This window comes from Stenotrophomonas sp. STEN083 (assembly GCF_056759195.1).
This window is the reverse complement of record NZ_JBRRCU010000004.1, coordinates 61,264-85,689: the sequence shown is the minus strand read 5'-3', so window position 1 is coordinate 85,689 and position 24,426 is coordinate 61,264. Positions and strand designations below refer to the sequence as shown.

At 63.6% G+C, this 24,426-nt stretch carries 18 protein-coding genes; 6 read left to right on the top strand and 12 right to left on the bottom strand.

Annotated elements, in window-relative coordinates; translation table 11 throughout:
- Positions 1-74: 74 nt before the first annotated feature.
- Both zapE and ACVOK8_RS02440 read right to left on the bottom strand, forming a co-directional pair.
- A complete protein-coding gene (zapE, locus tag ACVOK8_RS02445; protein ID WP_481565413.1) occupies positions 75-1,169 on the bottom strand; it encodes a cell division protein ZapE in 1,095 nt (364 codons plus the stop codon).
- A gap of 2 nt (positions 1,170-1,171) precedes the next feature.
- Positions 1,172-1,843, bottom strand: a complete 672-nt coding sequence (locus ACVOK8_RS02440) for an alpha/beta hydrolase (protein WP_481565412.1) — start codon at positions 1,841-1,843, stop codon at positions 1,172-1,174.
- A 62-nt stretch (positions 1,844-1,905) separates the two neighbouring features.
- Between ACVOK8_RS02440 and ACVOK8_RS02435 the strand changes: the two genes are divergently transcribed.
- A complete protein-coding gene (locus tag ACVOK8_RS02435; protein ID WP_481565411.1) occupies positions 1,906-2,766 on the top strand; it encodes an EamA family transporter in 861 nt (286 codons plus the stop codon).
- A gap of 137 nt (positions 2,767-2,903) precedes the next feature.
- Here ACVOK8_RS02435 and ACVOK8_RS02430 read toward each other — a convergent pair whose 3' ends face one another.
- The 3 genes from ACVOK8_RS02430 to ACVOK8_RS02420 all read right to left on the bottom strand — a co-directional run bounded on the left by ACVOK8_RS02430 (position 2,904) and on the right by ACVOK8_RS02420 (position 6,018).
- The gene (locus tag ACVOK8_RS02430; protein WP_481565410.1) at positions 2,904-4,637 is read right to left on the bottom strand and encodes an ExeM/NucH family extracellular endonuclease; all 1,734 of its coding nucleotides are present in this window, start codon (positions 4,635-4,637) and stop codon (positions 2,904-2,906) included.
- Positions 4,638-4,745: 108 nt separating this feature from the next.
- Positions 4,746-5,264, bottom strand: a complete 519-nt coding sequence (locus ACVOK8_RS02425) for a c-type cytochrome (protein WP_481514223.1) — start codon at positions 5,262-5,264, stop codon at positions 4,746-4,748.
- A 136-nt stretch (positions 5,265-5,400) separates the two neighbouring features.
- Complete coding sequence (locus tag ACVOK8_RS02420; RefSeq protein WP_481565409.1) at positions 5,401-6,018, bottom strand: TetR/AcrR family transcriptional regulator; 618 nt, start codon at positions 6,016-6,018, stop codon at positions 5,401-5,403.
- A gap of 145 nt (positions 6,019-6,163) precedes the next feature.
- Here ACVOK8_RS02420 and ACVOK8_RS02415 point away from each other — a divergent pair, with 145 nt between their 5' ends.
- The 3 genes from ACVOK8_RS02415 (at position 6,164) to ACVOK8_RS02405 (ending at position 11,713) form a co-directional block, all read left to right on the top strand.
- On the top strand, positions 6,164-7,327 hold the full coding sequence (locus tag ACVOK8_RS02415; RefSeq protein ID WP_481565408.1) for an isovaleryl-CoA dehydrogenase: 1,164 nt from the start codon (positions 6,164-6,166) through the stop codon (positions 7,325-7,327).
- A gap of 423 nt (positions 7,328-7,750) precedes the next feature.
- Complete coding sequence (locus ACVOK8_RS02410; protein WP_481565407.1) at positions 7,751-9,361, top strand: carboxyl transferase domain-containing protein; 1,611 nt, start codon at positions 7,751-7,753, stop codon at positions 9,359-9,361.
- Positions 9,362-9,742: 381 nt separating this feature from the next.
- Entirely contained in the window at positions 9,743-11,713 is a 1,971-nt protein-coding gene (locus ACVOK8_RS02405; RefSeq protein ID WP_481565406.1) for an acetyl/propionyl/methylcrotonyl-CoA carboxylase subunit alpha, read from the top strand.
- 14 nt (positions 11,714-11,727) lie between these two features.
- On the opposite strand, the gene ACVOK8_RS02400 is transcribed toward ACVOK8_RS02405, so the two are convergent.
- On the bottom strand, positions 11,728-12,897 hold the full coding sequence (locus ACVOK8_RS02400) for a putative peptide maturation dehydrogenase (RefSeq protein ID WP_481565405.1): 1,170 nt from the start codon (positions 12,895-12,897) through the stop codon (positions 11,728-11,730).
- A gap of 170 nt (positions 12,898-13,067) precedes the next feature.
- Here ACVOK8_RS02400 and ACVOK8_RS02395 point away from each other — a divergent pair, with 170 nt between their 5' ends.
- Positions 13,068-13,376: an NHLP-related RiPP peptide gene (locus ACVOK8_RS02395; RefSeq protein WP_481565404.1), complete on the top strand. Its 309-nt coding sequence runs from the start codon at positions 13,068-13,070 to the stop codon at positions 13,374-13,376.
- 10 nt (positions 13,377-13,386) lie between these two features.
- On the opposite strand, the gene ACVOK8_RS02390 is transcribed toward ACVOK8_RS02395, so the two are convergent.
- The 4 genes from ACVOK8_RS02390 to aceB all read right to left on the bottom strand — a co-directional run bounded on the left by ACVOK8_RS02390 (position 13,387) and on the right by aceB (position 20,090).
- Positions 13,387-15,855 carry a putative peptide modification system cyclase gene (locus ACVOK8_RS02390; protein WP_481565403.1) on the bottom strand — a complete coding sequence of 823 codons (2,469 nt, stop codon included), beginning with the start codon at positions 15,853-15,855 and terminating at the stop codon, positions 13,387-13,389.
- Between the two features lie 14 nt (positions 15,856-15,869).
- Positions 15,870-16,844 (bottom strand): GGDEF domain-containing protein, encoded by a 975-nt coding sequence (locus tag ACVOK8_RS02385; RefSeq protein ID WP_481565402.1) that lies wholly within the window; start codon positions 16,842-16,844, stop codon positions 15,870-15,872.
- 233 nt (positions 16,845-17,077) lie between these two features.
- Positions 17,078-18,409, bottom strand: coding sequence for an isocitrate lyase (aceA, locus tag ACVOK8_RS02380; protein WP_481565459.1), 1,332 nt, complete (start codon positions 18,407-18,409; stop codon positions 17,078-17,080).
- Between the two features lie 37 nt (positions 18,410-18,446).
- The gene (aceB, locus tag ACVOK8_RS02375; protein WP_481565401.1) at positions 18,447-20,090 is read right to left on the bottom strand and encodes a malate synthase A; all 1,644 of its coding nucleotides are present in this window, start codon (positions 20,088-20,090) and stop codon (positions 18,447-18,449) included.
- A 107-nt stretch (positions 20,091-20,197) separates the two neighbouring features.
- On the opposite strand from aceB, the gene ACVOK8_RS02370 reads away from it, so the two are divergent.
- Positions 20,198-21,166 carry a LysR family transcriptional regulator gene (locus tag ACVOK8_RS02370; RefSeq protein ID WP_481565400.1) on the top strand — a complete coding sequence of 323 codons (969 nt, stop codon included), beginning with the start codon at positions 20,198-20,200 and terminating at the stop codon, positions 21,164-21,166.
- A gap of 425 nt (positions 21,167-21,591) precedes the next feature.
- Here ACVOK8_RS02370 and dld read toward each other — a convergent pair whose 3' ends face one another.
- Positions 21,592-23,289 (bottom strand): D-lactate dehydrogenase, encoded by a 1,698-nt coding sequence (gene dld, locus ACVOK8_RS02365; protein ID WP_481565399.1) that lies wholly within the window; start codon positions 23,287-23,289, stop codon positions 21,592-21,594.
- Entirely contained in the window at positions 23,286-24,425 is a 1,140-nt protein-coding gene (lldD, locus tag ACVOK8_RS02360) for an FMN-dependent L-lactate dehydrogenase LldD (protein WP_282268288.1), read from the bottom strand. The genes dld and lldD overlap by 4 nt, the downstream gene beginning before the upstream one ends.
- Between the last annotated feature and the right edge of the window lies 1 nt (position 24,426).

The following is a 24,426-nucleotide window of genomic DNA, read 5'->3' as shown; positions in this document are numbered from 1 at the left end:
AAGCTGCCCCTCTCACCCCGCAAGCGGGAGAGGGGCTCAAGGCGTAGTGCCGAGCATGGCTCAGCACTACCGGATCAGTTGCGGTGCGCGGTACCCAGGTACTCGGCGCTCTGCATCTCGATCAGGCGGCTGGCGGTGCGCTCGAAGGCGCCGGCCAGGCGGGTGCCGCTGTACAGCAGAGGCGGCGCGTCCTGGGCGGTGCAGACCAGGTTGACCTGACGGTCGTACAGCTCATCGATCAGATTGACGAAGCGGCGCGCGGCATCTTCGTTCATGCGATCGAAATGCGGAATGCCACCCAGCAGCACGGTGGTGAACTCGCGGGCGATCTCGATGTAGTCCGACGGCCCACGCGGGCCTTCGCACAATGCAGCGAAATCAAACCACGCAATACTCTTGCCACGGCCACGCACCGGGATCTTGCGACCCTCGATCTGGATGTTGCCGCCGCGTGCCTCTTCGGCGCCGCTCAGCTCCTTCCAGCGTCCGGCCAGCCACGTATCACTCTCAGCATCGAGCGGCGCGCGGTATACCGGCGAGCGGGTCAGCGCGCGCATGCGGTAGTCCTCGGTGCCTTCGGCGTACAGCTCGACGCAATACTTCTCCAGCAAGGCAATCGCCGGCAGGAAGCTGTCACGCTGCAGGCCATTGAGATAGAGGTTCTCCACCGCCGTATTGGAGGTGGTCACCAGAGTCACACCCTCGGCGAACAGCCGCTCCAGCAAGCGTCCAAGCAACATCGCATCGCCGATGTCGGTGACGAAAAATTCATCCAGCACCAGCACGCGCAGCTTGTCGCGCCACTGTTGGGCGATCTTGGCCAGCGGATCGCTCTGCCCCTGATGCAGGTGCAGCTGTTCGTGGATGCCGCGCATGAAGCGGTGGAAGTGGGTGCGGTACTTCTGTTCGATCGGCAGGCCGTCATAGAACAGATCGACCAGGAAGGTCTTGCCGCGGCCAACGCCGCCCCAGAAGTACAGGCCCTTTACCGGCTCGGGCTTCTTCCAGAACGCCGACAGCCGGTCCAGCCAACCGTCCTGCGCACTGTCGACAATGGCCAGGTGGATGCGATCCAGCTCGGCCAGCGCGGCGTGCTGGGCAACATCATCGCGCCAGTCGCCGCGTGCCACGCCAGCGGCGTAGCGTTGTGAGGGGGTCATTGCATCCATGCTCAGTTGCTGCCGTCGGGCAGCCAGCGCCGCACTTCATGCTGGATGGCGCCGCGCAGATCGATCAGCTTGCGATGGAAGAAATGCGAGGTGTCCGGCATGCGCACCAACTGCGGCGGATTCGGCAGCGATTCCAGCCACTGGTACACGCCGTGTGCGTCGACCACTTCGTCGGCATCGCCCTGCACTACCAGCCAGTTGGCCGGCGGCTGCACTTCGGAGAAATCCCAGGTGCGGCGGCCAACCGGCGGTGCGATCGAGATCAGGGCCTGCGGCTGCAGCTGGGCGGCAGCGCGCAGCGATACATAGGCGCCGAAGCTGAAACCGGCCAGCCACAACGCGGCATCCGGACGCTCGCTGCGCACCCAGTTGACCACCGCGCGCAGGTCGTCGGCTTCGCCTTCACCATTGTCGTAGGTGCCAACCGAGGCACCGACGCTGCGGAAGTTGAAACGCACGGTGGTGATGCCCAGGTCGCGCAGCGCGCGCGAGACCATGGTCACCACCTTGTTGTGCATGCTGCCGCCCTCGATGGACAGCGGGTGGCAGATGACGGCGATGATCGGACGCGCGGCGGTCTCGCCATCGGGCAGGTCGACGCCGACTTCCAGCGGACCGGCCGGGCCGTCCAGCATCAGCGTCGCCGATTCGTGGGGGAATGGGAGAGTTTGCATGCAGCCATAATAGCGGCCCCGTCCGGCGGCTTCACGCTTGCCCTTCACAACTGCCCAAATCCATGCATTTCCTTGTCCTGAGTGTGATCTGCAGTGTCCTGGTATCGGTGCTGCTGAAACTGGCGCCACGCCGCGGCGTCGATATCGCCCAAGCGGTGACCTGGAACTACCTCGCCGCCAGCGTGCTGTCGCTGCTGTTGCTCAAACCTTCCTTGCAGTCGCTGCAGAGCGGGCATACGCCTTGGCTGGCCCTGCTTGGGCTTGCGGTGGCCCTGCCCGGCATCTTCCTGGTGCTGGCCCGCGCGGTGCGCGAAGCCGGCATCGTGCGCAGCGACGTGGCCCAGCGGCTGTCCTTGCTGCTTTCGCTGGCGGCCGCCTTCCTGCTGTTCGGCGAACAGGCCAATGGCTGGAAGCTGGCGGGGCTGGGATTGGGCCTGCTGGCGATTGTCGGCGTGACCGCGCGTGATGGCGGCAAGGCAGAACGTTCGGGCTCCAGCTGGGGTTGGTTGCTGGGCGTATGGGCCGGTTTTGCCTTGATCGACATCCTGCTCAAGCAGGTGGCTGCGGCCGGGACGCCCTCCACCGCCGCCTTGCTGGTGAGCTTCGGCATCGCCTTCGTGCTGATGCTGGTGTGGCAACTGCAGCGGCATTTCGGTGGCAACAGCCGGCTGACGCTGGGAAATCTTGGCTTTGGCCTGCTGCTTGGGCTGCTCAACTTCGGCAACATTCTGTTTTACGTGCGTGCGCACCAAGCGCTGCCGCACAGCCCGGCGACGATTTTTGCGGGCATGAATATTGGCGTGGTGTGTCTGGGCGCGTTGGTTGGCGTGCTGGCGTTCGGCGAGAAGACCAGCGTGTGGAATCGCGTTGGTCTGGCGCTGGCAGTGCTGGCGATTGGCTTGATTGCGCGCGGGACGTTTTGAGGGTTTTGCTGGTTTGGAGCAACAGCAAAGGCACCCCTCCCCGGCCCTCCCCTTCGCTGCGCGAAAGGGAGGGAGAAAAGCTGCCCCCTCACTTTGCCGTAGGCAAGGGGAGGGTTGGGGAGGGGTGCTTTAAAAGCTTACGGCTCAAACCCCAACAACAACGGATCATGATCCGAGCTGCGCCACGGCCCCGGCACGTTGCGGCCCTGGTAACCCACCTCGTCTGCCTCATCGGCATTGATATGCCACTCGGCCGCGCCCTTCAGCCGCGCAGCCATGCCCGGGCTCAGCAGCGCGTGATCCAGACGACCGGTCAAACCGTTGTAGACGTAGCTATAAGGCTGCTGCACGCCAGCAACCTTGAACGCGTCCTGCCAGCCATCGGCATTCAAGGTGCGGATGGGCTCTTCCATCGCATAGGCGTTGAAGTCGCCAAGCAGCACCGCATCACGGCTGCCGGTACCGGTCGGGTCTTCCTGCAACCAGCTGTGCAGCAGCTTGGCCGATTCCACGCGGGTGGCGTTCCAGCAGCCCTGCCCGTCATTGCGATCGGCATTGTCACCGCTCGCTTCCGAGCAACCCTTGGACTTGAAATGGTTGGCTACCACCACGAACGGCGTGCCCTTGCGGCCCATGCGGAAGGCCTGCGCCAGCGGCACGCGGCTGCGTTCGCCAAACGGCTCGCGCTCCAGCACCGCCGGTTTGCCCATCGGGCTTACCTTTGACGCGCGGTAGATGATGCCGACGCGGATCGGATTGTCGCCCGGGCCCTTGCCGGCATCGACGAAGCGCCAGTCGCCATCCTTGCCCTGCGCCGCATTGAGCGCGCGCACCAGCTGATCAATCGCCGAGCCCGGGCCATAGCCGTCGTTCTCCAGTTCCATCAGCGCGGCAACGTCGGCATTGAGGCTGCCGATGGTGGTGATCAGCTTGGCCTGCTGCGCCGCCTGCTGTTCGGCAGTCTTGGCACCACGCAGGGTCGGATAGCCACCGCCCTTGCCGTCGCCATTGAAGTAATTCTCCAGATTGAACGCTGCGATGCGCAGCCCGCCGGCCACGGTCGGCGCCTGCTGCGGACGCTCGGCATCCACGACTACCGGCGCGGTCAGCTGCAGCCGATAGCCGCCATCAAAGCGCTGGTCGACGATGCCCTGCACCTCGCGCAGCTGCGCGCCGCTGCGCAGCAGCTGGTCCGCTGCCAGATACGGAACCGCAGCCGGCTCCCGCTTGCCGCTGGCATCGTCCAGGCGCAGGCGACGGCGATTGTTGTCGGCGATCACCGCAGCTTGTTCGGGGCTGCCGGCGGCGGCCACTTCGCTGGGTTGCCACAGGCGGCCACCGAAGGCAGCGGTCAGTTCGCCATAGCGCGACAGTTGATCCTGCCCGGCCACGGTCAGGCCGCTCGGAATGCGCACCTGCATGCCTTCCAATGCTTCCCAGTTGGCCGGCACATCGGTCAACACCAGCGCTGCCGGCAGTGGGCGCGCGGCGACTGGGATGACGGTCTGCGCCTGCAACGTGGTCAGACCCTGCCCGCTCTTGCCGGCGGCCTGCTCTTCGACGGTGCCGGTAATGCGCAGCCACTGGCCGACCTGCACGGCCTGCTCCTTGGGCACAACCACGAACAAGGCATCTGACGTATTGGCATCGCCGTCACCAGCGTCCTGCACGAAGATGCCGCCCAGGCCATCACGCATATCTGCGGTCACCGCGCCCTCGATGGTGACGGTCTTGCCCGCATAAGGGCTGTGGTCGGTCGTGCCCTGCACGCTGCCGATCGGCATTACGACCGGCTTGGAGGGGGCAGCCAGCGCCGCGCCGGAACAGGCGGCAGCCAAGGCCAGGGCAAGCAAGCTAGGGGTACAACGCATGGACGCACTCCGGGGAAGACGGAAACACAAAGCGCCGCCCTGGTGGGGCAGCGCCGGCTATTCTGCAGCAATCGGGTCTATTGCCAGCTGCGTGAGTCTGGCGGCTTTCTATTTCAGATTGGCCAGCATCCAGTCCACGGTGGCGTGGATCTGCTCTTCGCTGAGCCCGGCATTGCCGCCCTTGGGCGGCATGATGCCGCCGTCCGGGCCGGTATAGCCCTCGATGGCGTGCTTGTAGAGGGTGTCCTTGCCCTGCGCCAGGCGCTTGTCCCAGTGGCTGTGGTCCAGGGTCGGCGCGTTGCCCACGCCGGTGGTGTGGCAGGCAGTGCACAGGCTGTCGAAGATGGTCTTGCCGTCCAGGGTGCCACCGTAGGCACCGCTGGCGGCTGCAGCCGCGGCGGCCGCAGCAGAGGCGGCGGCCTGCGCCGACGCACCGGTGGCGCCGGCATACACCGCGCCGATGGGCGCAATGCGTTCCTCGATCCGCTTGGTCGCAGTCGGCGACACTTCCTTGGGAATGACGTGCTGCAGGTAGGACGCGAAGATGATCAAGCCAATCGTGATGACGGCCAGGATGGCGATCACGATGGAAAAGCGTTTCAGGAACTCAAGGTCGTAATTCCGCACGTCTCATCACCCCGGGCGAGTTGTCGGTGGACCAGCAGCTGCTGGGCGAGTATAGACCAGCGTCCGCCCGCTCCCGCAATGCCCATGAACACACGCACAAGTGCGGCATTGCAGCATCCCAAGCTGGTTACAGCACTCAGTGCGGCAGCGGCGCACCGGCTGCGCGCAGGCACAGCGCACTGATCGCGGTAACCAGATGTTCGCCATCGCGCAGGCCATCGCGGCTGGGCGCGGTCGGCCCGACCAGGGCTTCGGTGAAGGCACCAACGATACAGGCTGCGCTGATCTCCAGATCCTGCGCTGGCAGTTCGCCAGCGCGCACGCCGTCTTCAAGAATGCGCTTGAACACATCACCGAACAGGCGCCGGCAGCGGATGCGCTCGGCCTCCACTTCCGGGTCCACCGGTTCGGCAATGAAGGCATAGGCCAGGCCGGGACCGGCCATGGCGCGGCGCACGAACGAGGCCACCGCCAGCTGCAGCCGCTGCGGCGCCGGCAAGGGCTGATCGGCGATAGCGGCGAGGATCTCCAGCTCGTGCTCAACGGCGAAGGTCAGCACCTCCACGAACAGCTCGGCCTTGGACGGGAAATGCCGGTAGATCAGCCCGGTCGATACCCCCGCCTCGGCCGCCACGGCGGTGATCGGGGCATTGCGGTAACCGCCTGCGGCGACCAGCCGGCGGGCGGCGACCAGGATCCGCTCGCGGTTGCCCGCCAGCCGTTTTTCCATCAATTCCGAGCGCTTGTAAGCCATTTGTTGATTCTATGTTCAATTTTTGAATTTGTATTCACTTTTTAGCCGGGAGCCGCTAGGCTGCGCGCAAACGCCCGTGCCCGACGGCCTGCCCGTCCTCCCAACCCGGTGCGCCCCTTATCGCCAAGCAGTACCGGAGCCAGCCATGCACGTCCCCACCCTGAATTTTGATCTGGGCGAAGAAATCGACATGTTGCGCGAAAGCGTGGCGCAGTTTGCCGCCGCCAACATCGCGCCGCTGGCAGCCGAAGCCGACGCCAGGAACCACTTCCCCAACCAGCTCTGGCGCCAGCTTGGCGAACAGGGCCTGCTGGGCATGACCGTGGAAGAAGAATACGGCGGCAGCGGCATGGGCTACCTGGCGCATGTGGTGGCGATGGAAGAAATCTCGCGCGCCTCCGGCGGCATCGGCCTGTCCTACGGCGCGCATTCCAACCTGTGCCTCAACCAGCTGCGCAAGAACGCCAGCGAAGCGCAGAAGCACAAATACCTGCCCAAGCTGTGCAGCGGCGAACACGTCGGCGCCTTGGCGATGAGCGAGCCGGGTGCGGGTTCTGACGTGGTGTCGATGAAGCTGCGCGCCGACCTGCGCGGTGACCACTACGTGCTCAACGGCAACAAGATGTGGATCACCAATGGTCCCGATGCCGACGTGCTGATCGTCTATGCCAAGACCGACGCGAACGCCGGCTCGCGCGGCATCACCGCCTTCATCATCGAGAAGGGCATGAAGGGCTTCTCTACCGCGCAGAAGCTGGACAAGCTCGGCATGCGCTCATCCAACACCTGCGAGCTGGTGTTCCAGGACTGCGAAGTGCCGGTCGAGAACGTGCTGGGCTCAGTCGGTGGCGGCGTCAAGGTGCTGATGTCCGGCCTGGATTACGAGCGCGTGGTGTTGTCCGGTGGCCCGCTTGGGCTGATGTCGGCGGCGCTGGATGTGGTGTTGCCCTACGTCCATGAGCGCAAGCAGTTCGGCGAAGCGATCGGCACCTTCCAGCTGATCCAGGCCAAGCTGGCCGACATGTATGTCGGCCTCAATGCCTGCCGCGCCTATGTGTATGCAGTAGCCAAGGCCTGCGACCAAGGCCGCACCACCCGCCAGGATGCGGCCGGCGCGATTCTTTACTCTGCCGAGAAGGCGACCTGGGCAGCGGGTGAAGCGATCCAGATCCTCGGCGGCAACGGCTATATCAACGAGTACCCGGCCGGGCGCTTGTGGCGCGATGCCAAGTTGTATGAGATTGGTGCGGGCACTTCCGAGATCCGCCGCATGTTGATTGGGCGGGAGTTGTTTCAGAAGACCGCATAAGTGACGCAACCCAGAATCATGACGAAATAGAAGCCCCTCTCCCGCTTGCGGGGTGAGAGGGGCAGCTTGCGAACCAACGGTTCGCTGCCCATCGAACGCCCTTGCGTCAGCGCAAGGGCCGGGGCGCGGAGCGGGGGTTGGGGTGAGGGGAAGCTTCTAGCAAGCAGACCCAATGCTTTTAAAAGCTCCCCTCATCCGCCCCTGCGGGGCACCTTCTCCCGCAGGCGGGAGAAGGGACGCAACGGCAACGGCAACGGCAAAAGCAAAAGCCAAGCAAAAGCCAAGCAAAGGCCAAGCAAGAGCAACGCAAAAGCAACGCAAAAGCAAAGCAAGAGCAAAGCAAGAGCAAAGCAAGAACATAAGCAAAAACCCTGCTGCCATGTTTCCACGCGCAGACACGCTCCAGAATCCAGGACTTCGGCCATGACCGTACTCACCTCCCAGCTGCAACCCGGCAGTGACAGCTTCGAAGCCAACCGCGCCGCGATGCAGGCCCAGGTCGATGATCTGCGCGCCACACTTGAAGCCACCGCGCGCGGCGGCAGCGACGCGGCCCGGGCCAAGCACAGTGCGCGCGGCAAGCTGCTGGTGCGTGAACGCATCGATGCCCTGCTCGATCCCGGCAGCCCGTTCCTGGAGGTCGCGCCGCTGGCCGCGCACGGCATGTATGCCGATCCGGTGCCCGGCGCTGGCATGGTCGCCGGCATCGGCCGCGTCTCCGGGGTGGAATGCCTGATCGTCGCCAACGATGCCACGGTCAAGGGCGGCACCTATTACCCGGTGACGGTGAAGAAGCATCTGCGCGCACAGGAAATCGCCCAGCAGAACCGCCTGCCCTGCATCTACCTGGTCGACTCCGGCGGTGCCTTCCTGCCGCTGCAGGATGAGGTCTTCCCCGACCGTGACCATTTCGGCCGCATCTTCTACAACCAGGCCAACCTGTCGGCACAGGGCATCCCGCAGATCGCCTGCGTGATGGGCAGCTGCACGGCCGGCGGCGCCTATGTGCCGGCGATGAGCGATGAAACCGTCATCGTCAAGGAACAAGGCACCATCTTCCTCGGCGGTCCGCCGCTGGTGAAGGCCGCTACCGGTGAAGTGGTCAGCGCCGAAGAACTGGGCGGTGCCGACGTGCATACGCGCATCTCCGGTGTTGCCGACCACATGGCCGACAACGACCTGCAGGCGCTGGCACGGGTGCGTTCCATCATCGCCAACTTGAACTGGCGCAAGCCCGATGCGGGCGTTGTCCTGCAGGCCAGCGAGGCGCCGCTACTTGATGCGCATGAGCTTTACGGGGTGATTCCCGCCGATACACGCAAGCCCTACGATGTGCGCGAAGTGATCGCGCGCATTGTCGACGGTTCGCGCTTTGATGAGTTCAAGCCGCGCTACGGCAACACGCTGGTCACCGGTTTCGCGCATGTGTATGGCCATCCGGTCGGCATCATCGCCAACAACGGCATCCTGTTCTCGGAGTCCGCGCTGAAGGGCGCGCATTTCATCGAGCTGTGCTGCCAGCGCAATATCCCCTTGCTGTTCCTGCAAAATATCACCGGCTTCATGGTCGGCCGCAAGTACGAGCACGGCGGTATCGCCAAGGACGGTGCGAAGCTGGTCATGGCGGTGGCCAATGCACGTGTTCCGAAATACACGGTGGTGATCGGCGGTTCCTTCGGTGCCGGCAATTACGGCATGTGCGGGCGGGCGTATTCGCCGCACTTCCTGTGGATGTGGCCGAATGCGCGCATCGGGGTAATGGGCGGTGAGCAGGCGGCCAGTGTGTTGGCCACGGTCAAGCGTGATGGTATCGAGGCCAAGGGTGGTGCGTGGTCGGCCGAAGAAGAAGATGCGTTCAAGCGGCCGATCCGTGATCAGTTCGAGTTGCAGGGCCATCCGTATTACGCGAGTGCGCGTTTGTGGGATGACGGGGTGATTGATCCAGCCGATACGCGGCGGGTGCTTGGGCTGGCCTTGGCGGCCAGTCTCAATGCGCCGGTGCAGGACACGCGGTTTGGCGTGTTCCGGATGTGATGCGCATGCAGCGCCTTCTCAAGACAACGTCAGGAGCAAGGGCTTTCACTCCCCTACGGGGAGCGAGTCACTTTTCTTTGCTTGTGCAAAGAAGAAGTAACCAAAAGAAGCGCTCTTTCAACAGCCGAATGGCTGGTCAAGCACACCCTGCCTCTGCGCCCGGCACGCTGCGCGTGCCGGGTCCACTCCACCGGTGGGATTTTTCGACACGACATCCCTGTCGTGACGAAAAACGACGTGCATCCTTGCACGTCGCCCTTCGGGTATTTCCCACCGGCTCCGTCGCTGCGGAAGGGGTCCGAAAATCAAACGCAAGTGCAACAGCAACGGCGAAAGCACTCGGCTCCTCCCCTGCCCGCGCGGCACATCGTGGATAAGACAATGTTCAACAAGATCCTGATCGCCAATCGTGGTGAAATCGCCTGCCGGGTTATTGCTACCTGCCGTCGCCTTGGCATCGCTACCGTGGCCGTGTATTCGGATGCCGATCGCAATGCGCGACATGTGCGCCTGGCCGATGAGGCCATCCATATCGGTGCCGCGCCGGCTGCCGAGAGCTACCTGCGCGCCGAGGTCATTCTCGAAGCAGCGCGGCGCAGCGGTGCGCAGGCGATTCATCCGGGCTATGGCTTTCTTTCCGAGAATGCGGGCTTCGCGCGTGCCTGTGAGGCTGCGGGTATCGTCTTCATCGGGCCGCCGGCCAGCGCCATCGATGCGATGGGTGACAAAAGTTCAGCCAAGGCGCTGATGCAGACTGCCAATGTGCCATTGACGCCGGGTTATCACGGTGAGCGGCAGGAGCCGGAGTTCCTGCGCGCGCAGGCCGATGCGATTGGCTATCCGGTGCTGATCAAGGCCAGCGCCGGCGGTGGTGGCAAGGGCATGCGCAAGGTCGAGGCCAGTGCCGACTTCGTGGCTGCGCTGGCCAGCTGCCAGCGCGAGGCGCAGGCTTCGTTCGGCAATGCACATGTGCTGGTGGAGAAGTACGTCGAGCGTCCGCGTCATATCGAGATCCAGGTGTTCGGCGACCGTCACGGCAACGTGGTCTATCTGTTCGAGCGCGACTGCTCGGTACAGCGCCGCCACCAGAAGGTGTTGGAAGAAGCACCTGCGCCTGGCATGACTGCCGAACGTCGCGCCGCCATGGGCAAGGCGGCTACCGACGCCGCGCGCGCGGTTGGTTACGTCGGCGCAGGCACGGTCGAGTTCATAGCCGGGCCTGATGGCGATTTCTATTTCATGGAAATGAACACCCGCCTGCAGGTCGAGCACCCGGTCACCGAGCTGATCACCGGCACAGATCTGGTCGAATGGCAGCTGCGCGTGGCCGCTGGCCAGCCGATGCCGAAGACGCAGGAGCAGTTGCAGATCCACGGCCACGCCATCGAGGCGCGACTATACGCCGAGGACGCCGACCGCGGCTTCCTGCCTTCGACCGGCACACTGCGCCATCTGCGCCTGCCACAGCCCAGTGCCAATGTGCGCGTGGACGCAGGCGTCGAGCAAGGCGATGCAATCACCCCGTACTACGACCCGATGATCGCCAAGCTGATCGTCTGGGACGTAGACCGTGCCAGCGCGTTGCAGCGCATGCAGCAGGCCTTGGCGCAGTGCCAGGTTGTTGGCGTCACCACCAATGCCGCCTTCCTGCGTCGACTGGTACTGACCGACTCGTTCCGCACCGCCAATCTCGATACCGCGCTGATCGAACGCGAGCGCGAAGCGCTGGACATTCACCACGTTGCTGCCAGCGACAACGAGTGGGCGCTTGCCGCCGTGCTGGCAATGAGCAATGAGGCTACGCACGACAACGACGCATCACCGTGGGCCATCGCCGACAGCTGGCGCCTCACCGGCCCCGCGGCACGCTTGGTGACGCTGGAACACCTGGACCATCGCAAGCAGCTGCAGGTGTGCGACAGCACCAACGGCTGGCAGGTCCAGATCGGCGACGCATCGATCGCTGTGACTGGAAAGATCAGCAGCGCTGGCTATGCCCTGCAACTTGGCGAACGCCTGCAGCGAGGCAACGCAATCCGTGAAGGCAATACGCTGTACGTCTTCGGCAACGAGCAACAGCAACGCTTCAACATCCACGATCCGGTCGCCGAGGCCGACAACAGCAACGACCACGGCGGCAGCCTGCTGGCACCGATGCCCGGCCGCGTCGTTACCCTGCTTGTGCAACCTGGCGCCACCGTCAGCCGCGGTACGCCGCTACTGGTGATGGAAGCAATGAAGATGGAGCACACCCTGCAGGCACCCGCCGACGGCACCGTGCACGGCTTCCGCGCCAAGGCCGGTGACCAGGTCGCCGATGGCGCGGTGCTGGTGGATTTCGAGGCGGGCTGAGTACCCGCCGCGTCTCAGCCAACTGACTCCCAGACCGCCTGTGCAGGGTCGAACTCGGTGGTTTCCATCACCTCCCCACGCCATCCGAACCCGCAGATTGCCAAGGGGCTCTGCGCCATCGGATCGAATCCCAGGGTCTGCTCGATCTCCTTTTCATTGATCGCCGCGGTCACATAGGCACCGAGCCCGATCTCGGTCGCACAGCTCAGCAACAGTTGCGAGAGGTGGCCAACATCCAGCGTCGCCGCGCGGTACGCCTTCGCATGTCCCCTGTATTTCCAGTGCAGGCGATCAAAGCGCGGGGCAAGCACGATCATCACGTGTGCATTGGCGAACCAGTGCTGGCCTGCCACGAACTGCGCGGTGATATCCGCCGGAAGCTGCGATATTCTAGACATCAACGTGAGTGCGTGCTGCGTCGGATGATAGTGATACAAGCCGGCTTGTATCCCTTCAACGTTCTGCACAACGAGGTAGCTTTCGGTGGGGTGAAGCCCGCCCGCTGAAGGTGCGTTTCGTTTCAGGAAGACGCTTTCTTCGTCCAAGCGATAGTGGCCAGTTGCAGCGAAGCAACGCCCCATCAACCGCGAGAAGACCGCCATTGGCAGCGGCTTTGAAATGTCGAAGTTTCGGCAGGTGCAACGCATCTGCAGACGCCTATCAACCTCGTCCGCGGGCTCACGTGGCAGCACGATCAAAGTTCCTCCCGGCGCCACTGTTGGCGACGGCGGCGCGCCAAAGCGCTGGCGCAATCCAGCCGCTGTCTGGATGCCAACCGAATCAATGGCAGCGACGCTATCCCGCCCTTCCCACCTCGCCTGCCAATGCGTCATCGCTGCCGGCCCCCACCAACCAAGCTCCCTGATCCGCTCGTCCGAGCGAGCAAGGCTGCCTTTGTCGCAGTCGCTGAACAGCAATCCCTTCTCAAGCAGCTCAAGCTGCGCTGAGCTCAAAGGCAATGCAACTTCGACCCAAGCATCCGCATCAAATTCACCCAGGACCTGCAGCGCCTCCACGGACACTTCAACACCCTCGGACAGATGCGGGGCCAAGGCCATCCAGCAACTGCGTGACACCATGCCAGTGCGACCGGCCAGAACATCATCCAAGCTGAAACGATCCATCCGCCTTGGTTCGATGAAAAGGTGCTTGCAGCGACGGATCAAAGCCACGGTGGAGGACATGCGGTGCTTCTTGCGAAAGAGGGAAATTCTAGCGGACGCGAAACAATGTGGAGGCAACCCGTTCTTGCAAATGTCGCTAAAGTTATCGTGCCTTGTACCGCTATGTTGACGGAGCATCTTCAGCCACTATCCATGGCTGATTACCAAAACAACCTTCTGGATCGAATGCCATGAGTAACGAAAAAAGTCCTCTCTCACAAGAAGACGCGGTAAAGCTTCTGGACCTGCTCAGCACCGACGATACATTCCGCGACCTGTTCGCAAAGAGCCCGTCCCAGGCGCTGCTGCAGATCAGCGCTGCCGCTGCCGCATCAAGCAGCGCATGCGAAACCACCGGGCCGCTCGCTGGCAAGGAAGAGTTCCTGCGTTCGCGGGACGCCCTTTTGGGCCATCTGGCTGCAAACGCTGCCTTCTACATTCCCCATTGCTTTGTCTCGGGCCAGGTCGATAGCTCGCTGCAGCGCAAGCCGCAGACTTAAGCCCCCCACCTCATCGACGTACCTGCCGCACGTCTGCCACGTTGCGCGCCTTGAGCGCGTACGTGCCAGCGTTCTCCGCATAGGCCAACCCGCGCTGCTGCGCCAGCCACTGACGCTGACTCTCGGCCAGTTCCGGCCTACCGAGCTTGATGTACAGACCGGCGAGAACCACGTGAAGCTGTAGCAGCTCTGTGCCGTCCACCTGCTTCTGCAGCCGGGCTACTGCGTCTTCAATCCGCCGCCTATCAACCTCCTGACCTGCGTATAGCAACTGCAGAAGCTGACGACTTCTAGGGTCATTTGCCCGTTTGACCAAACCATCCAAGCGCGGCAACCACGAAGCCACCAATTCCTGATGGCCAGCACGCTGCGCCAGATAGAGGGCCGACGCTGCTATGAATACCCATTCGACGGTATCGGCACCAACGGCCTGCAGCGCTTGTTGCTGTACCCACTGAAGCTCTCTTTCAAATGTTGCAGCAGCCACAGGGTGTCCCGTCTCTGGAAGCACCGTGAGCTCCTGCAATCTGAAAACACTGCAGACATAACCCTGGACTTTGCACTGATCTGCGCCCGCTCGCGCCTGTGCGAGCGCCTCCTCCGGCTTCCCTGCATCTACAGCGATTGCTATGCGTTGCAGCCACCCGGACATGTCTTCTTTCGGCAGCGCATCTAGAACCGCGCGAGCTCCTACAAAGTCATCCTGCGCTGCCAAGGCCGCCGCGAGCTCACTGTCGATATAGCGCTCGTCAGACGCCCTTATCTCCTGGAAGTTCCGCTTGGCCTCATCAAGCCTGTTCTGCGCCAGCTGCGTACGTGCGAGCTGGCGTTGCGCGAGCAGACGTAGCGAATTCTGCGGGACCACAGCTCCCCGCGCCGAGCGCTCGGCTTCCTGGTACTGGCCAAGGGTGAACAATGCATTGGAACGATTGGCGTACGCGGCGTGATAGTCAGGATACAGATCGCCGAGCAGCTTCCACTTGTAGGCGCTCTCTGCCGCACCGGCACCATTGATCTCCGCCCCCCATGCATCCAGGTACAAACCTTCGCGCGGCGTCAAATCGTCACGGTATGCAACCGCTTTTTCCAGCAACTCCCGCGCAAGAATTGTGTCCCCGCGCGAGTATGCGATCCGCATCTGCGCCATATATGCGGCTGCAAAAGCTGGATCCAGGTGCTCAGCCTGTTCCAGGTAGGCCTCTGCATCCTCACGCCTCTTTTCCGCATAGGCATCCACACCCATCGCATAGGCGTGCAGGGCATCCAGGTTGCTGGTGGCGACCCGCGGCAGGGGCAGGGATGTTCGTCCCAGATCATCGGTAGCCTCACCAAGTTTCAGACGAATGGCGGCGGCAACTTTGTCCAATGAACTCAAGGCCGAATCCAGCCCATCACCGTCCGCATATGCGGAGTACACAACCCTGCCAGATGCTGGATCCAATACTTCCATGATGATGCGCAGCTTTCCGTGCAGCTCCAGCACACCTGGCATGACCACCGCTCGCGCGCCATCCCTGATGGCGACCTCCTTGGCCGTATCACGATCCAACGGCTGGGCCGGATCCCTGCGCATCTGCCGCAGGGTCTCGCGCACCTTCAGGTCACTGAGAACATTCACGTGGCGGGACTGCTCCAAGCTGATGCGTAGTGCCTGCTGAAGAGCGTCGTCCAGCACCAGATTGCCGGTCTGGTTGGTGAAGTCTCCAACCACTATCCAATCCCGCTCGGCGAAAGCAATGGCTGGCTCCGGACGCACCAATACCCAAGCCACTGCGCCCACAGCGATCACCAGCAACAACTCGGCAACCAGCGCCGCCGGCCGCCGCCATAGCGGTAGACGCCGCCACGCCTTGCTGGAACGGGCCGGCATGCGCAGTGGAGCGCTACCCGTTGTGCCCACTTCAAACACTTCCTGCGGCGTCGGCAGGCCCTTGAAGTACCAGCGACCGTGCGACTTCCACTGCAGGCTCGCACCGCGCTCGCCCAGCTCATTTTGGCTTGCCCGCAACAGCGCTTCGGCCACTGACGACAGCAGAATCTGATTCGGTCGCGCCAACGCCATCAAGCGGGCCGCGGTGGGCTTGGCCACACCCTCCACATCCACGGGCTTGGCGCCGGCGGCAACCGCATCCTCATCGTTGCGCCAGAACAGCACGCCACCTACATGGATGCCGATTCGCGCCTGCAGCGGCAGCTTGCGCTCGTTACCTATCTCAACCAGGGCGTCCAGGTAATCCAACGCAAAACCCAAGCCTTGGGTAGGCACGTCAAACAGCAGGAACATACCATCGGAGCGATCGATCAGACGTCCTTTCCAACGCTGCAACAGCTGCAGTGCACGCACGTCCAGGGTACGGAACAGCTCCGCGGCTGCCGCATCACCAATCCGTGCTGTCAGCTCCACCGAGTCACAAAGATCGGTGAGCACCAGCGTCTTGAGCTGGCGATCGGCCGAGAGCGCGTCAGTCTGGCTGGTCATGGCGCTACGCCGGGCTAGCCGTGGTCACCGGACTGCTCCTGGAACCACTGCGCGCGATTGCCACCTTCGCGCTTTGCAAGGTACAGCGCTTGATCAGCGCGCGAATAGGCATCGTTCCAATGGTGGCCCTCATCGATCAACACCATGCCGACACTCAGCGAGCAGGAACCGACCGTCGCGCCGGGATAGGCGATCAGATGGCGCATCGCATCCAGCACGAATTCGGCGGTGCGCGGCAGGCTTTGCGCATCGGCTTTCATCAGCAATACGCAGAACTCATCGCCGCCAAGACGGCAGGCGATATCGTCCTTGCCGGTCACCGAGGCAAGAATGCGCCCGAAGCACTGCAGGGCGTGATCACCAGCAAGGTGACCGTAAGAGTCGTTCAAACCCTTGAAGTCGTCGCAGTCCAGCAGCAACAGTCCTTGCGGGCGATGACCGGAGCGATGTGACTTCTGCAGATAGGCGGTCAGTGCACGCCGGTTGCTGAGGCCGGTCAGGTCATCGCTGTAGACCAGTTCGCGGGTGTGGTGCAGCTCATGGTTGGCGCTGTAGAGATTGCCCAGCGCGGTTTCCAGCTCATGATTGCGACGGCTGAGCTGGGCGATCAGGCGCTGCTCGCTGGAGACCACCCGCGACAAGGTGCGGCGCAGGAAGAACACCACCATCGCCGGGTCCTGATCAATCAGGCGGTGAAAATTGGCATGGGTGATTTCCAGCAGCACGCTGTCGCAGTTTGCGCGCGCATCACAGGAACGCGGGTGGCGCTCGATCAGCAGGCCAAGCTCGCCAAAGAAATCGTTGCTTCCCATCGGTTTGGGCGCCAGGCCGGCACCGAAATCCAGGCTGACAGTGCCGCTTACGATGATGAACATCGAGCTGCCCAGATCGCCACGGCGGAACAGCACCTGGTCGGCCTGCAGTGTGCGGCGAACGCCGTACTGGGCAAACAGTGCAAATTCCACCGGTGACAATTGCGCATGCAGCACTGCACCTCCCGTCGAACTAGCGACGGAAAGTTCAGACTCCAGTGCCAAACCCCCTGTTCCCATGCCGCTCATTCCATGCCTCATGGACTGCTCGCCCAGGTGAGACGAGTAATCTCGCGAGCCTATCACCAAAATTGTCGATTTTGTGATCCCCTACACCGTTTGATGCTGGGCCATGCCAAAAAAAAGAAGGGGCTCGTAAGAGCCCCTCGAAAACGACCTTGTCAGCGCCCTCAGGCAGCTACTTCAGTCTGAAACTGCTCCTCCTCGGTGGACCCGGTCAGCGCGGTCACGCTGGAGGCGCCACCCTGAATCACCGTGGTCACATCGTCGAAGTAACCAGCACCCACTTCCTGCTGGTGCGAAACGAAGGTGTAGCCCTTGTCGCGGGCGGCGAATTCCGGCTCCTGCACCTGCTCCACGTAGTGGCGCATGCCTTCGCCACGGGCGTAGTCGTGGGCGAATTTGAAGGTATTGAACCAGTTGATGTGGATGCCGGCCAGGGTGATGAACTGGTACTTGTAGCCCAACGCGGCCAGCTCGTCCTGGAACCTGGCGATGGTCTTGTCGTCCAGGTTCTTCTTCCAGTTGAACGAGGGCGAGCAGTTGTAGGACAGCAGCTTGCCGGGACTCGCGGCATGCACAGCCTGGGCGAACTCGCGGGCGAAGCCCAGGTCCGGGGTGCCGGTCTCGCACCACACCAGGTCGGCGTGCGGGGCGTAGGCGACGCCGCGGCTGATCGCCTGCTCCAGGCCGTTCTTGACCTTGTAGAAGCCCTCGGCGGTGCGCTGGCCGGTAATGAACGGGGTGTCGTTCGGGTCGAAGTCGCTGGTCAGCAGGTTGGCGGCCTCGGCGTCGGTACGCGCCAGCACGATGGTCGGCACGCCCAGCACGTCAGCAGCCAGGCGCGCGGCGGACAGCTTCTGGATCGCCTCCTGGGTCGGCACCAGTACCTTGCCGCCCATGTGGCCGCACTTCTTCACCGCCGCCAGCTGGTCCTCGAAATGCACCGCGGCGGCACCAGCGGTGATCATGTTCTTCATCAACTCATAGGCGTTCAACACGCCGCCGAAACCGGCCTCGCCATCAGCAACGATCGGCAGGAAGAAGTCGATCGCGTCCTCGGCCTTGACCTTGCCGTCGATGATGTTCTTCCACTGGATCTCATCGGCACGCTGGAAGGTGTTGTTGATGCGACGGACCATGGTCGGCACCGAGTCGTAGGCGTACAGCGACTGATCCGGGTACATGGTTTCGGAGGTGTTGCCGTCGGCGGCCACCTGCCAGCCGGACAGGTACACCGCTTCCAGCCCGGCCTTGGCCTGCTGCATCGCCTGGCCGGCACTGATCGCACCGAAGGCGTTGACGTAGCCCTTCTTCGAGCCGCCATTGACCAGTTCCCACAGGCGCTCGGCGCCGCGCTTGGCCAAGGTATGTTCCGGCTGCACGCTGCCGCGCAGGCGCACTACGTCGGCAGCGCTGTAGGTACGCTTCAGACCCTTCCAACGCGGGTTGGTATCCCAGTCCTGCTGCAGGGCGTCGATCTGTTGCTGGTAGCTGCTCATCATGTCGTCCTCTAATCCAGTGCTTAAGGGGGAAGGGTCAATCGATCTGCCGGTAGGCAGGCAAGGTCAGGAAGTCGGTCAGCTCGTCGGCGCGGCTGAGCTGGTCGAGCAGGCCGATGGCCTGGGTGATGCGGCTGCCACCGGGCAGTGCGGAGGTGTCGCCCAGGCGCGCCGGCAAGGCGCGCAGGGTGCTGGTCAGCAGCGCGAAATCGATCGCGGTGCCGTCGTCCAGATGCTGGTTGCCGGCATGCAGCCACTGCCAGATCTGGCTGCGGCTGATCTCGGCGGTGGCGGCGTCTTCCATCAGGTTGTGGATGGGCACGCAGCCATTGCCGTCCAGCCAGGCGGCCAGGTAACGCACGCAGACCTCGACGTTGTTCTCGAAGCCGGCACGGGTAACGGTGCCGCTGCATGGCGCTATCAGTTCATCGCGGTTGGCCTGCACGTCACGGCGCAGCACGTGATGCTGATTGGGACCGGGCATGTGCTCATCGAAGATGGCGCGCGCCACCGGGATCAGCGCCGGGTGCGCCACCCAGGTGCCGTCGTGGCCGGCAGTGACTTCGCGCAGCTTGTCGGCGCGTACCCGTGCCATCGCCTGCTCGTTGGCGGCGGAATCGTTGTTGATCGGGATCTGCGCGGCCATGCCACCCATTGCATGCGCGCCACGGCGATGGCAGGTCTTGATCAGCAGTTCCGAATAGGCCTTCAGGAACGGCTGGGTCATCGTCACCTGGCCGCGCTCTGGCAGCACCTTGTCGGCGTGGCGGCGGAAGGTCTTCAGGTAGGAAAAGATGTAGTCCCAGCGCCCGCAGTTCAGGCCGACGATGCGGTCGCGCAGCACATGCAGGATCTCGTCCATCTCGAACACCGCCGGCAGCGTCTCGATCAGCACGGTGACCTTTATCTGCCCATGCGGCAGGCACAGCATGCCTTCGATGTGCGACAGCGCGGTCTCCCACAGCGCCGCCTCTTCCATCGACTGCAGCTTGGGCAGGTAGAAGTACGGGCCGCGATCCTTGTCCATCAGGGTCTGGGCGTTGTGGAAAGCGAACAGCGCGGCATCGAACAGGCCGCCGGCAATCGGCTGGCCATCGACCAGCACGTGTTTCTCGTCCAGGTGCCAGCCACGCGGGCGCACGATCAGCACCGCCTGCTCGTCGGCCGGGCGCAGCGTGTAGTGCTTGCCCGGGCCCTTGGCGGTGGCAGGCGCGGTGAAGTCCAGATCACCACGCACCGCCGCCTTCATCGTCTGCTGGCCGGCCAGCACATTGCGCCAGGTCGGTGAGGTCGAATCCTCGAAATCGGCCATGAACACCTTGGCACCGGAGTTCAGCGCGTTGATGACCATCTTCGGGTCGGTCGGGCCGGTGATCTCGACGCGGCGGTCCTGCAACGCGGCCGGGATCGGCGCCACGCTCCAGTCCTCTTCGCGGATGGCGCGGGTATCGGCACGGAAATCCGGTAGCCCACCCTGGTCGAAGAAGGCCTGACGCTCGCGGCGGGCCGCCAAGCGCGCCTGCCGGCCCGGCTCGACCGCGCGGTGCAACGATACGAGCAGGCCCAGCACGCCGGCCGGCAGCAGCGCGGACTGGCCGGCCAACTGGGTGGTCAAGGTGATGCCCGGGGTCGGGCGGGGGGCGGACTGCGGCGTGGCGACTGCGTGGGCGACGGCGGACATCGGACTTCCTGCGTATGTCGGGGACTCCAACGTGCGGTCGCAGGTAGGTATTTAACAAAACAGTTTTTGCAATGTTATCTATAAGTTGTGCTAATACTGGCGACAAGATGCCAGCTAAACCGCCCGTAACCCCGCGTTTTTCCTACAAGTCTGATCGGCTCAAGCCGCTGCGGGCCTTCCTGCAGACGGTGCGGCTGGGCTCGGTTTCGCGCGCCTCGGAAGCGCTTTTTGTCAGCCAACCGGCGGTGAGCCTGCAGCTGCAGGCGCTGGAACGGGAACTGGGAGTGGTGCTGTTCGAGCGCAGCGGGCGCCGCCTGGTGCCCACCCGCGAGGGCCAGCTGCTGTACGACATGGCGCAGCCGCTGGTGGAAAGCCTGGACGGGCTGCTGCCGCGCTTCCGCGAGAAGGTCAGCGGGCTGGATGCCGGCGAGCTCAATATCGCGGCAAATTCGTCGACCATCCTCTATCTCCTGCCAAAGATCGTCGAAAATTTCCGCCAACAACACCCCGACGTGCGCCTGACCCTGCACAACGCAATCAGCGCCGACGGCACCGATCTGCTACGCAGCGACGCCGCCGACCTGGCCATCGGCTCGATGATGGATGTCCCTGCAGACCTCAGCTACGCGCCGGTCTACCGCTTCGACCAGGTACTGATCACCCCACCCGACCACCCCTTGGCGAAGAAGAAGAACCTGACCCTGGAAGACCTGTCGCCGTGGCCGCTGATCCTGCCGCCGCGCCGGCAGATCACCTGGCGGCTGGTCGATCTGGTGTTCCAACAACACCGCGTGCCCTACACGGTGGCGCTGGAGGTGGGCGGCTGGGAAGTGATCAAGCAATACGTGGCGATGGGCATGGGCATCAGCATCGTCACCGCCCTGTGCTTGAACGATGGCGACCGCGACAAGCTGGCGACGCGGGCGATGAGCGACTACTTCCCGTCGCGCAGTTATGGCGTGGTGGTGCGGCGAGGCAAGGTGTTGTCGCCGCAGGCCAGGGCCTTCGTTGAGCTGATCCAGCCGGATCTGTTTGCGCCGAGGCAGTACGACGATACCGGGCATTCGGAGCGGTAGGGTCTGGGCTTGTCTGCTTTGGGCTTTGGCTTTGGCTTTGGGCTTTGGCTTTGGCTTCGCTTTTCTGCCGTCATTCCCGCGAAGGCGGGGTTTTCAACCAACGTATGTTGGGTCATCGCTCTTGTCTTTGCTCCGGTCTTTGCTCCGGCCTTTGCTCCTGCCTTCGCCTTTTCGACGTCATTCCCGCGCAGACGGGAATGACAAGCCAGCTAGAAGCTTCCCCTCACCCCAACCCCCGCTCCGCGCCCCGGCCCTTGCGCTGGCGCAAGGACGTTCGACGGGCAACGAACCAGTGGTTCGTAAGCTGCCCCTCTCACCCCGCGAGCGGGAGAGGGGCTCAAGCAATGCCCGAGCAAAGCTCAAGCAAAAGCACAAGCACAAGCACAAGCTAAGGCCAAAGCAGATCGCTTGCGTTTCAGTGCCCCTCAGCAATCACAGCCCTTCCAACCCGGCTGCTTGCTGGTCTGGCCGATGCCAGGGTTGAAGGTGTTGCTCGGGTCCAGTTGCTGGTAGAACTGCGCCAGCGCCGGCTTGGCCGGGTACAGGTGGCCGACATTGTGCTCGGCCGGGTATTCGGCACCGCGCTCATCCAGCAGCTTCCACATCGCATGCTCGATCGCCATCGGGTCTTCGCCCTTGCGTGCGATGTAGTCCTGGTGGAAGACATGGCACAGGAAGTGGCCGTAATAGAGTTTGTGCAGCAAGCGCGCATCCAACTCAGCCGGCAGTTGCTCGAACCAATCGCGGTCGTCGCGGCGCAAGGCGATATCCAAGGCCACAATGTCCTCAACCTGCGCGCGATGCACTTCGCGGTAGCGCACCGCCGCGCCAGCCACCGCGAACCGGTGCAGGAAGGCTTTGCGGCCTTCGTCCGGCGTGCAGTGGAAGTAAGCGCCTTCATGCCCGGCGAAGAAGCCGCGCAACCACTGTTCGGTCGCCGCCGCATCCTGTGCGGATACCTTGACCAGCAAGTGGTGCTCATAGCGCTGGCGGAACTCGCCCATGCGCTTGGGCAGATGCGAGGGCAGCAGCCCGGTCAGCAGCTGCATTGCATGATCGGTAACGCCGCGCAGTCCAAGCCGCTCAAACCAGCCATCAACCCGGCTCTTCAGAGCGAATGCCGCCGGCACCCGTGCGGTGCCGAGCTTGTCGATCAGCAGGAAGGTGTCCTTGCCGTAGCGCTCGCCAATGTCATAAGCGACGCGGTGGATGTACTCGCCAGAAATCGGCAGACGCTCGAAACCGGTCAGCAGCTGGCGACGGATCGCGGTGAGGCTTTCAGTGCTGTTGCTGCCGATATAGAACACCTCGGCTGCTTCCTTGGCAAAGGTATCCAGGCGCACCGCAAACACCGCCAGCTTGCCGGCCGAACCGGCCGCTTCGTAATGACGGCTGGGATCGGCGTTGTAACGCGCCGGCGTTGTCGCGTCCACCTGCCGCACCTGTTCCGCATAGCGCGGATCGGAGCCGGCACGCTCACCATCAACACGCACATCGGCAGGCTGGTAATCGCCGGCCTGCAAGCGCTGCAGGATCTCTTCCGGCGTGTCGCCCAGGGCAATCCCAAGATGGTTCACCAGCTGCAAGCGGCCATCGCCATCCACCTGCGCGTACAGCGCCATCTCGGTGTAGGCCGGACCACGCCGCACCAGCGAGCCACCGGAGTTGTTGCAGACACCGCCCAGCACTGAGGCACCGATGCACGAAGAACCAATCACCGAATGCGGCTCGCGTCCCAGTGGCGCCAGCGTCTGTTCGAGTCGGTCCAAGGTAGCGCCGGGCAGGCACAGCACCTGCCGTCCTTCATCGAGCAACTGCACGCCGGTCAGCCGAAGCGTGCTGATCAATACGATCGGCCGACCGTAGTCGTTGCCATCCGGCGTCGAGCCACCGGTCAGGCCGGTATTGGCCGCCTGCAGGATGATCGCCGCCCCGCCCTGCACAGACGCCTGCAGTGCGCGCCACATCTCCAGCAAGCTTCCCGGCCGCACCACCGCCAGCACAGCGCCATCGCCGAAGCGGTAACCCTTGCGGAAGCGCCGGGTTGCCTTGTCGCCAGTCAATACATGGGCGTCACCAACGGCAGCGCGCAACTGCGCCAGCAGTGCCTCGTTCGCACTCATGCCAGGTTGACCAGCGAGTCGCGGCTGATATCGGCAATGCGACGTGCGCCGGTCAGCGTCATTGCCACGCGCATTTCCTTGGCGATCAGGTCCAGCAGGTTGGCCACGCCGGCCTCGCCCTGCGCGGCAAGCGCGTAGACAAAGGCACGACCCAACAGCACGCTGTCCGCGCCAAGTGCAAGCATGCGCACCACGTCCAGGCCGGTGCGGATGCCGGAGTCGGCGAGAATCTTCAGGTCGCCCTGCACCGCGTCTGCAATCGCTGGCAGCGCACGCGCCGTGGACAGCACGCCATCAAGCTGGCGACCGCCATGATTGGAAACCACGATGCCATCGGCACCAAAGCGCACCGCATCGCGCGCATCATCCGGATCAAGAATGCCCTTGATCACCATCGGCCCCTTCCAGAACTCGCGGATCCATTCCAGGTCCTTCCACGAAATCGACGGGTCGAAGTTGTTGCCCAGCCAACCGATGTAGTCCTCCAGCCCGGTCGGGCTGCCGCGATACGCAGAGATATTGCCCAGGTCATGTGGACGGCCGAACAGGCCAACGTCCCAGGCCCAACGCGGATGGGTCATCGCCTGACCAATACGGCGCATGCCGGCATTCGGGCCGCTCATGCCCGAATGTGCATCGCGGTAGCGCGCGCCCGGCACCGGCATGTCGACGGTGAACACCAGTGTGGTGACGCCTGCAGCCTGCGCGCGCTCCAGCGCGTTGCGCATGAAGCCACGGTCGCGCAGCACATACAGCTGGAACCACATCGGTCGCTTGATCGCAGGTGCCACTTCTTCGATCGGGCACACCGACACCGTCGACAGCGTGAACGGAATGCCACGACTGTCCGCCGCACGCGCCGCCTGCACTTCACCGCGACGCGCATACATGCCGGTCAGGCCGACCGGCGCCAACGCAACCGGCATTGCCAGTTTTTCGCCGAACAACTCGGTTTCCAGGCTGAGCTCGGACATGTCGCGCAGGATGCGCTGGCGCAGCGCGATGTCGGACAGGTCGGAAACATTGCGTTTGAGCGTGTGTTCGGCATACGCGCCGCCATCGATGTAGTGGAACAGGAACGGCGGCAGACGACGCTGCGCGGCCGCACGGTAATCGGTGGAGGCGGAGATGATCATG

Bases quoted from the DNA above. Each gene is read 5' to 3' on its own strand.
- zapE (WP_481565413.1), bottom strand. From the start codon at position 1,169: ATGGATGCAATGACCCCCTCACAACGCTACGCCGCTGGCGTGGCACGC.
- ACVOK8_RS02440 (WP_481565412.1), bottom strand. From the start codon at position 1,843: ATGCAAACTCTCCCATTCCCCCACGAATCGGCGACGCTGATGCTGGAC.
- ACVOK8_RS02435 (WP_481565411.1), top strand. From the start codon at position 1,906: ATGCATTTCCTTGTCCTGAGTGTGATCTGCAGTGTCCTGGTATCGGTG.
- ACVOK8_RS02430 (WP_481565410.1), bottom strand. From the start codon at position 4,637: ATGCGTTGTACCCCTAGCTTGCTTGCCCTGGCCTTGGCTGCCGCCTGT.
- ACVOK8_RS02420 (WP_481565409.1), bottom strand. From the start codon at position 6,018: ATGGCTTACAAGCGCTCGGAATTGATGGAAAAACGGCTGGCGGGCAAC.
- ACVOK8_RS02415 (WP_481565408.1), top strand. From the start codon at position 6,164: ATGCACGTCCCCACCCTGAATTTTGATCTGGGCGAAGAAATCGACATG.
- ACVOK8_RS02410 (WP_481565407.1), top strand. From the start codon at position 7,751: ATGACCGTACTCACCTCCCAGCTGCAACCCGGCAGTGACAGCTTCGAA.
- ACVOK8_RS02405 (WP_481565406.1), top strand. From the start codon at position 9,743: ATGTTCAACAAGATCCTGATCGCCAATCGTGGTGAAATCGCCTGCCGG.
- ACVOK8_RS02400 (WP_481565405.1), bottom strand. From the start codon at position 12,897: ATGTCCTCCACCGTGGCTTTGATCCGTCGCTGCAAGCACCTTTTCATC.
- ACVOK8_RS02395 (WP_481565404.1), top strand. From the start codon at position 13,068: ATGAGTAACGAAAAAAGTCCTCTCTCACAAGAAGACGCGGTAAAGCTT.
- ACVOK8_RS02390 (WP_481565403.1), bottom strand. From the start codon at position 15,855: ATGACCAGCCAGACTGACGCGCTCTCGGCCGATCGCCAGCTCAAGACG.
- aceA (WP_481565459.1), bottom strand. From the start codon at position 18,409: ATGAGCAGCTACCAGCAACAGATCGACGCCCTGCAGCAGGACTGGGAT.
- aceB (WP_481565401.1), bottom strand. From the start codon at position 20,090: ATGTCCGCCGTCGCCCACGCAGTCGCCACGCCGCAGTCCGCCCCCCGC.
- ACVOK8_RS02370 (WP_481565400.1), top strand. From the start codon at position 20,198: ATGCCAGCTAAACCGCCCGTAACCCCGCGTTTTTCCTACAAGTCTGAT.
- dld (WP_481565399.1), bottom strand. From the start codon at position 23,289: ATGAGTGCGAACGAGGCACTGCTGGCGCAGTTGCGCGCTGCCGTTGGT.
- lldD (WP_282268288.1), bottom strand. From the start codon at position 24,425: ATGATCATCTCCGCCTCCACCGATTACCGTGCGGCCGCGCAGCGTCGT.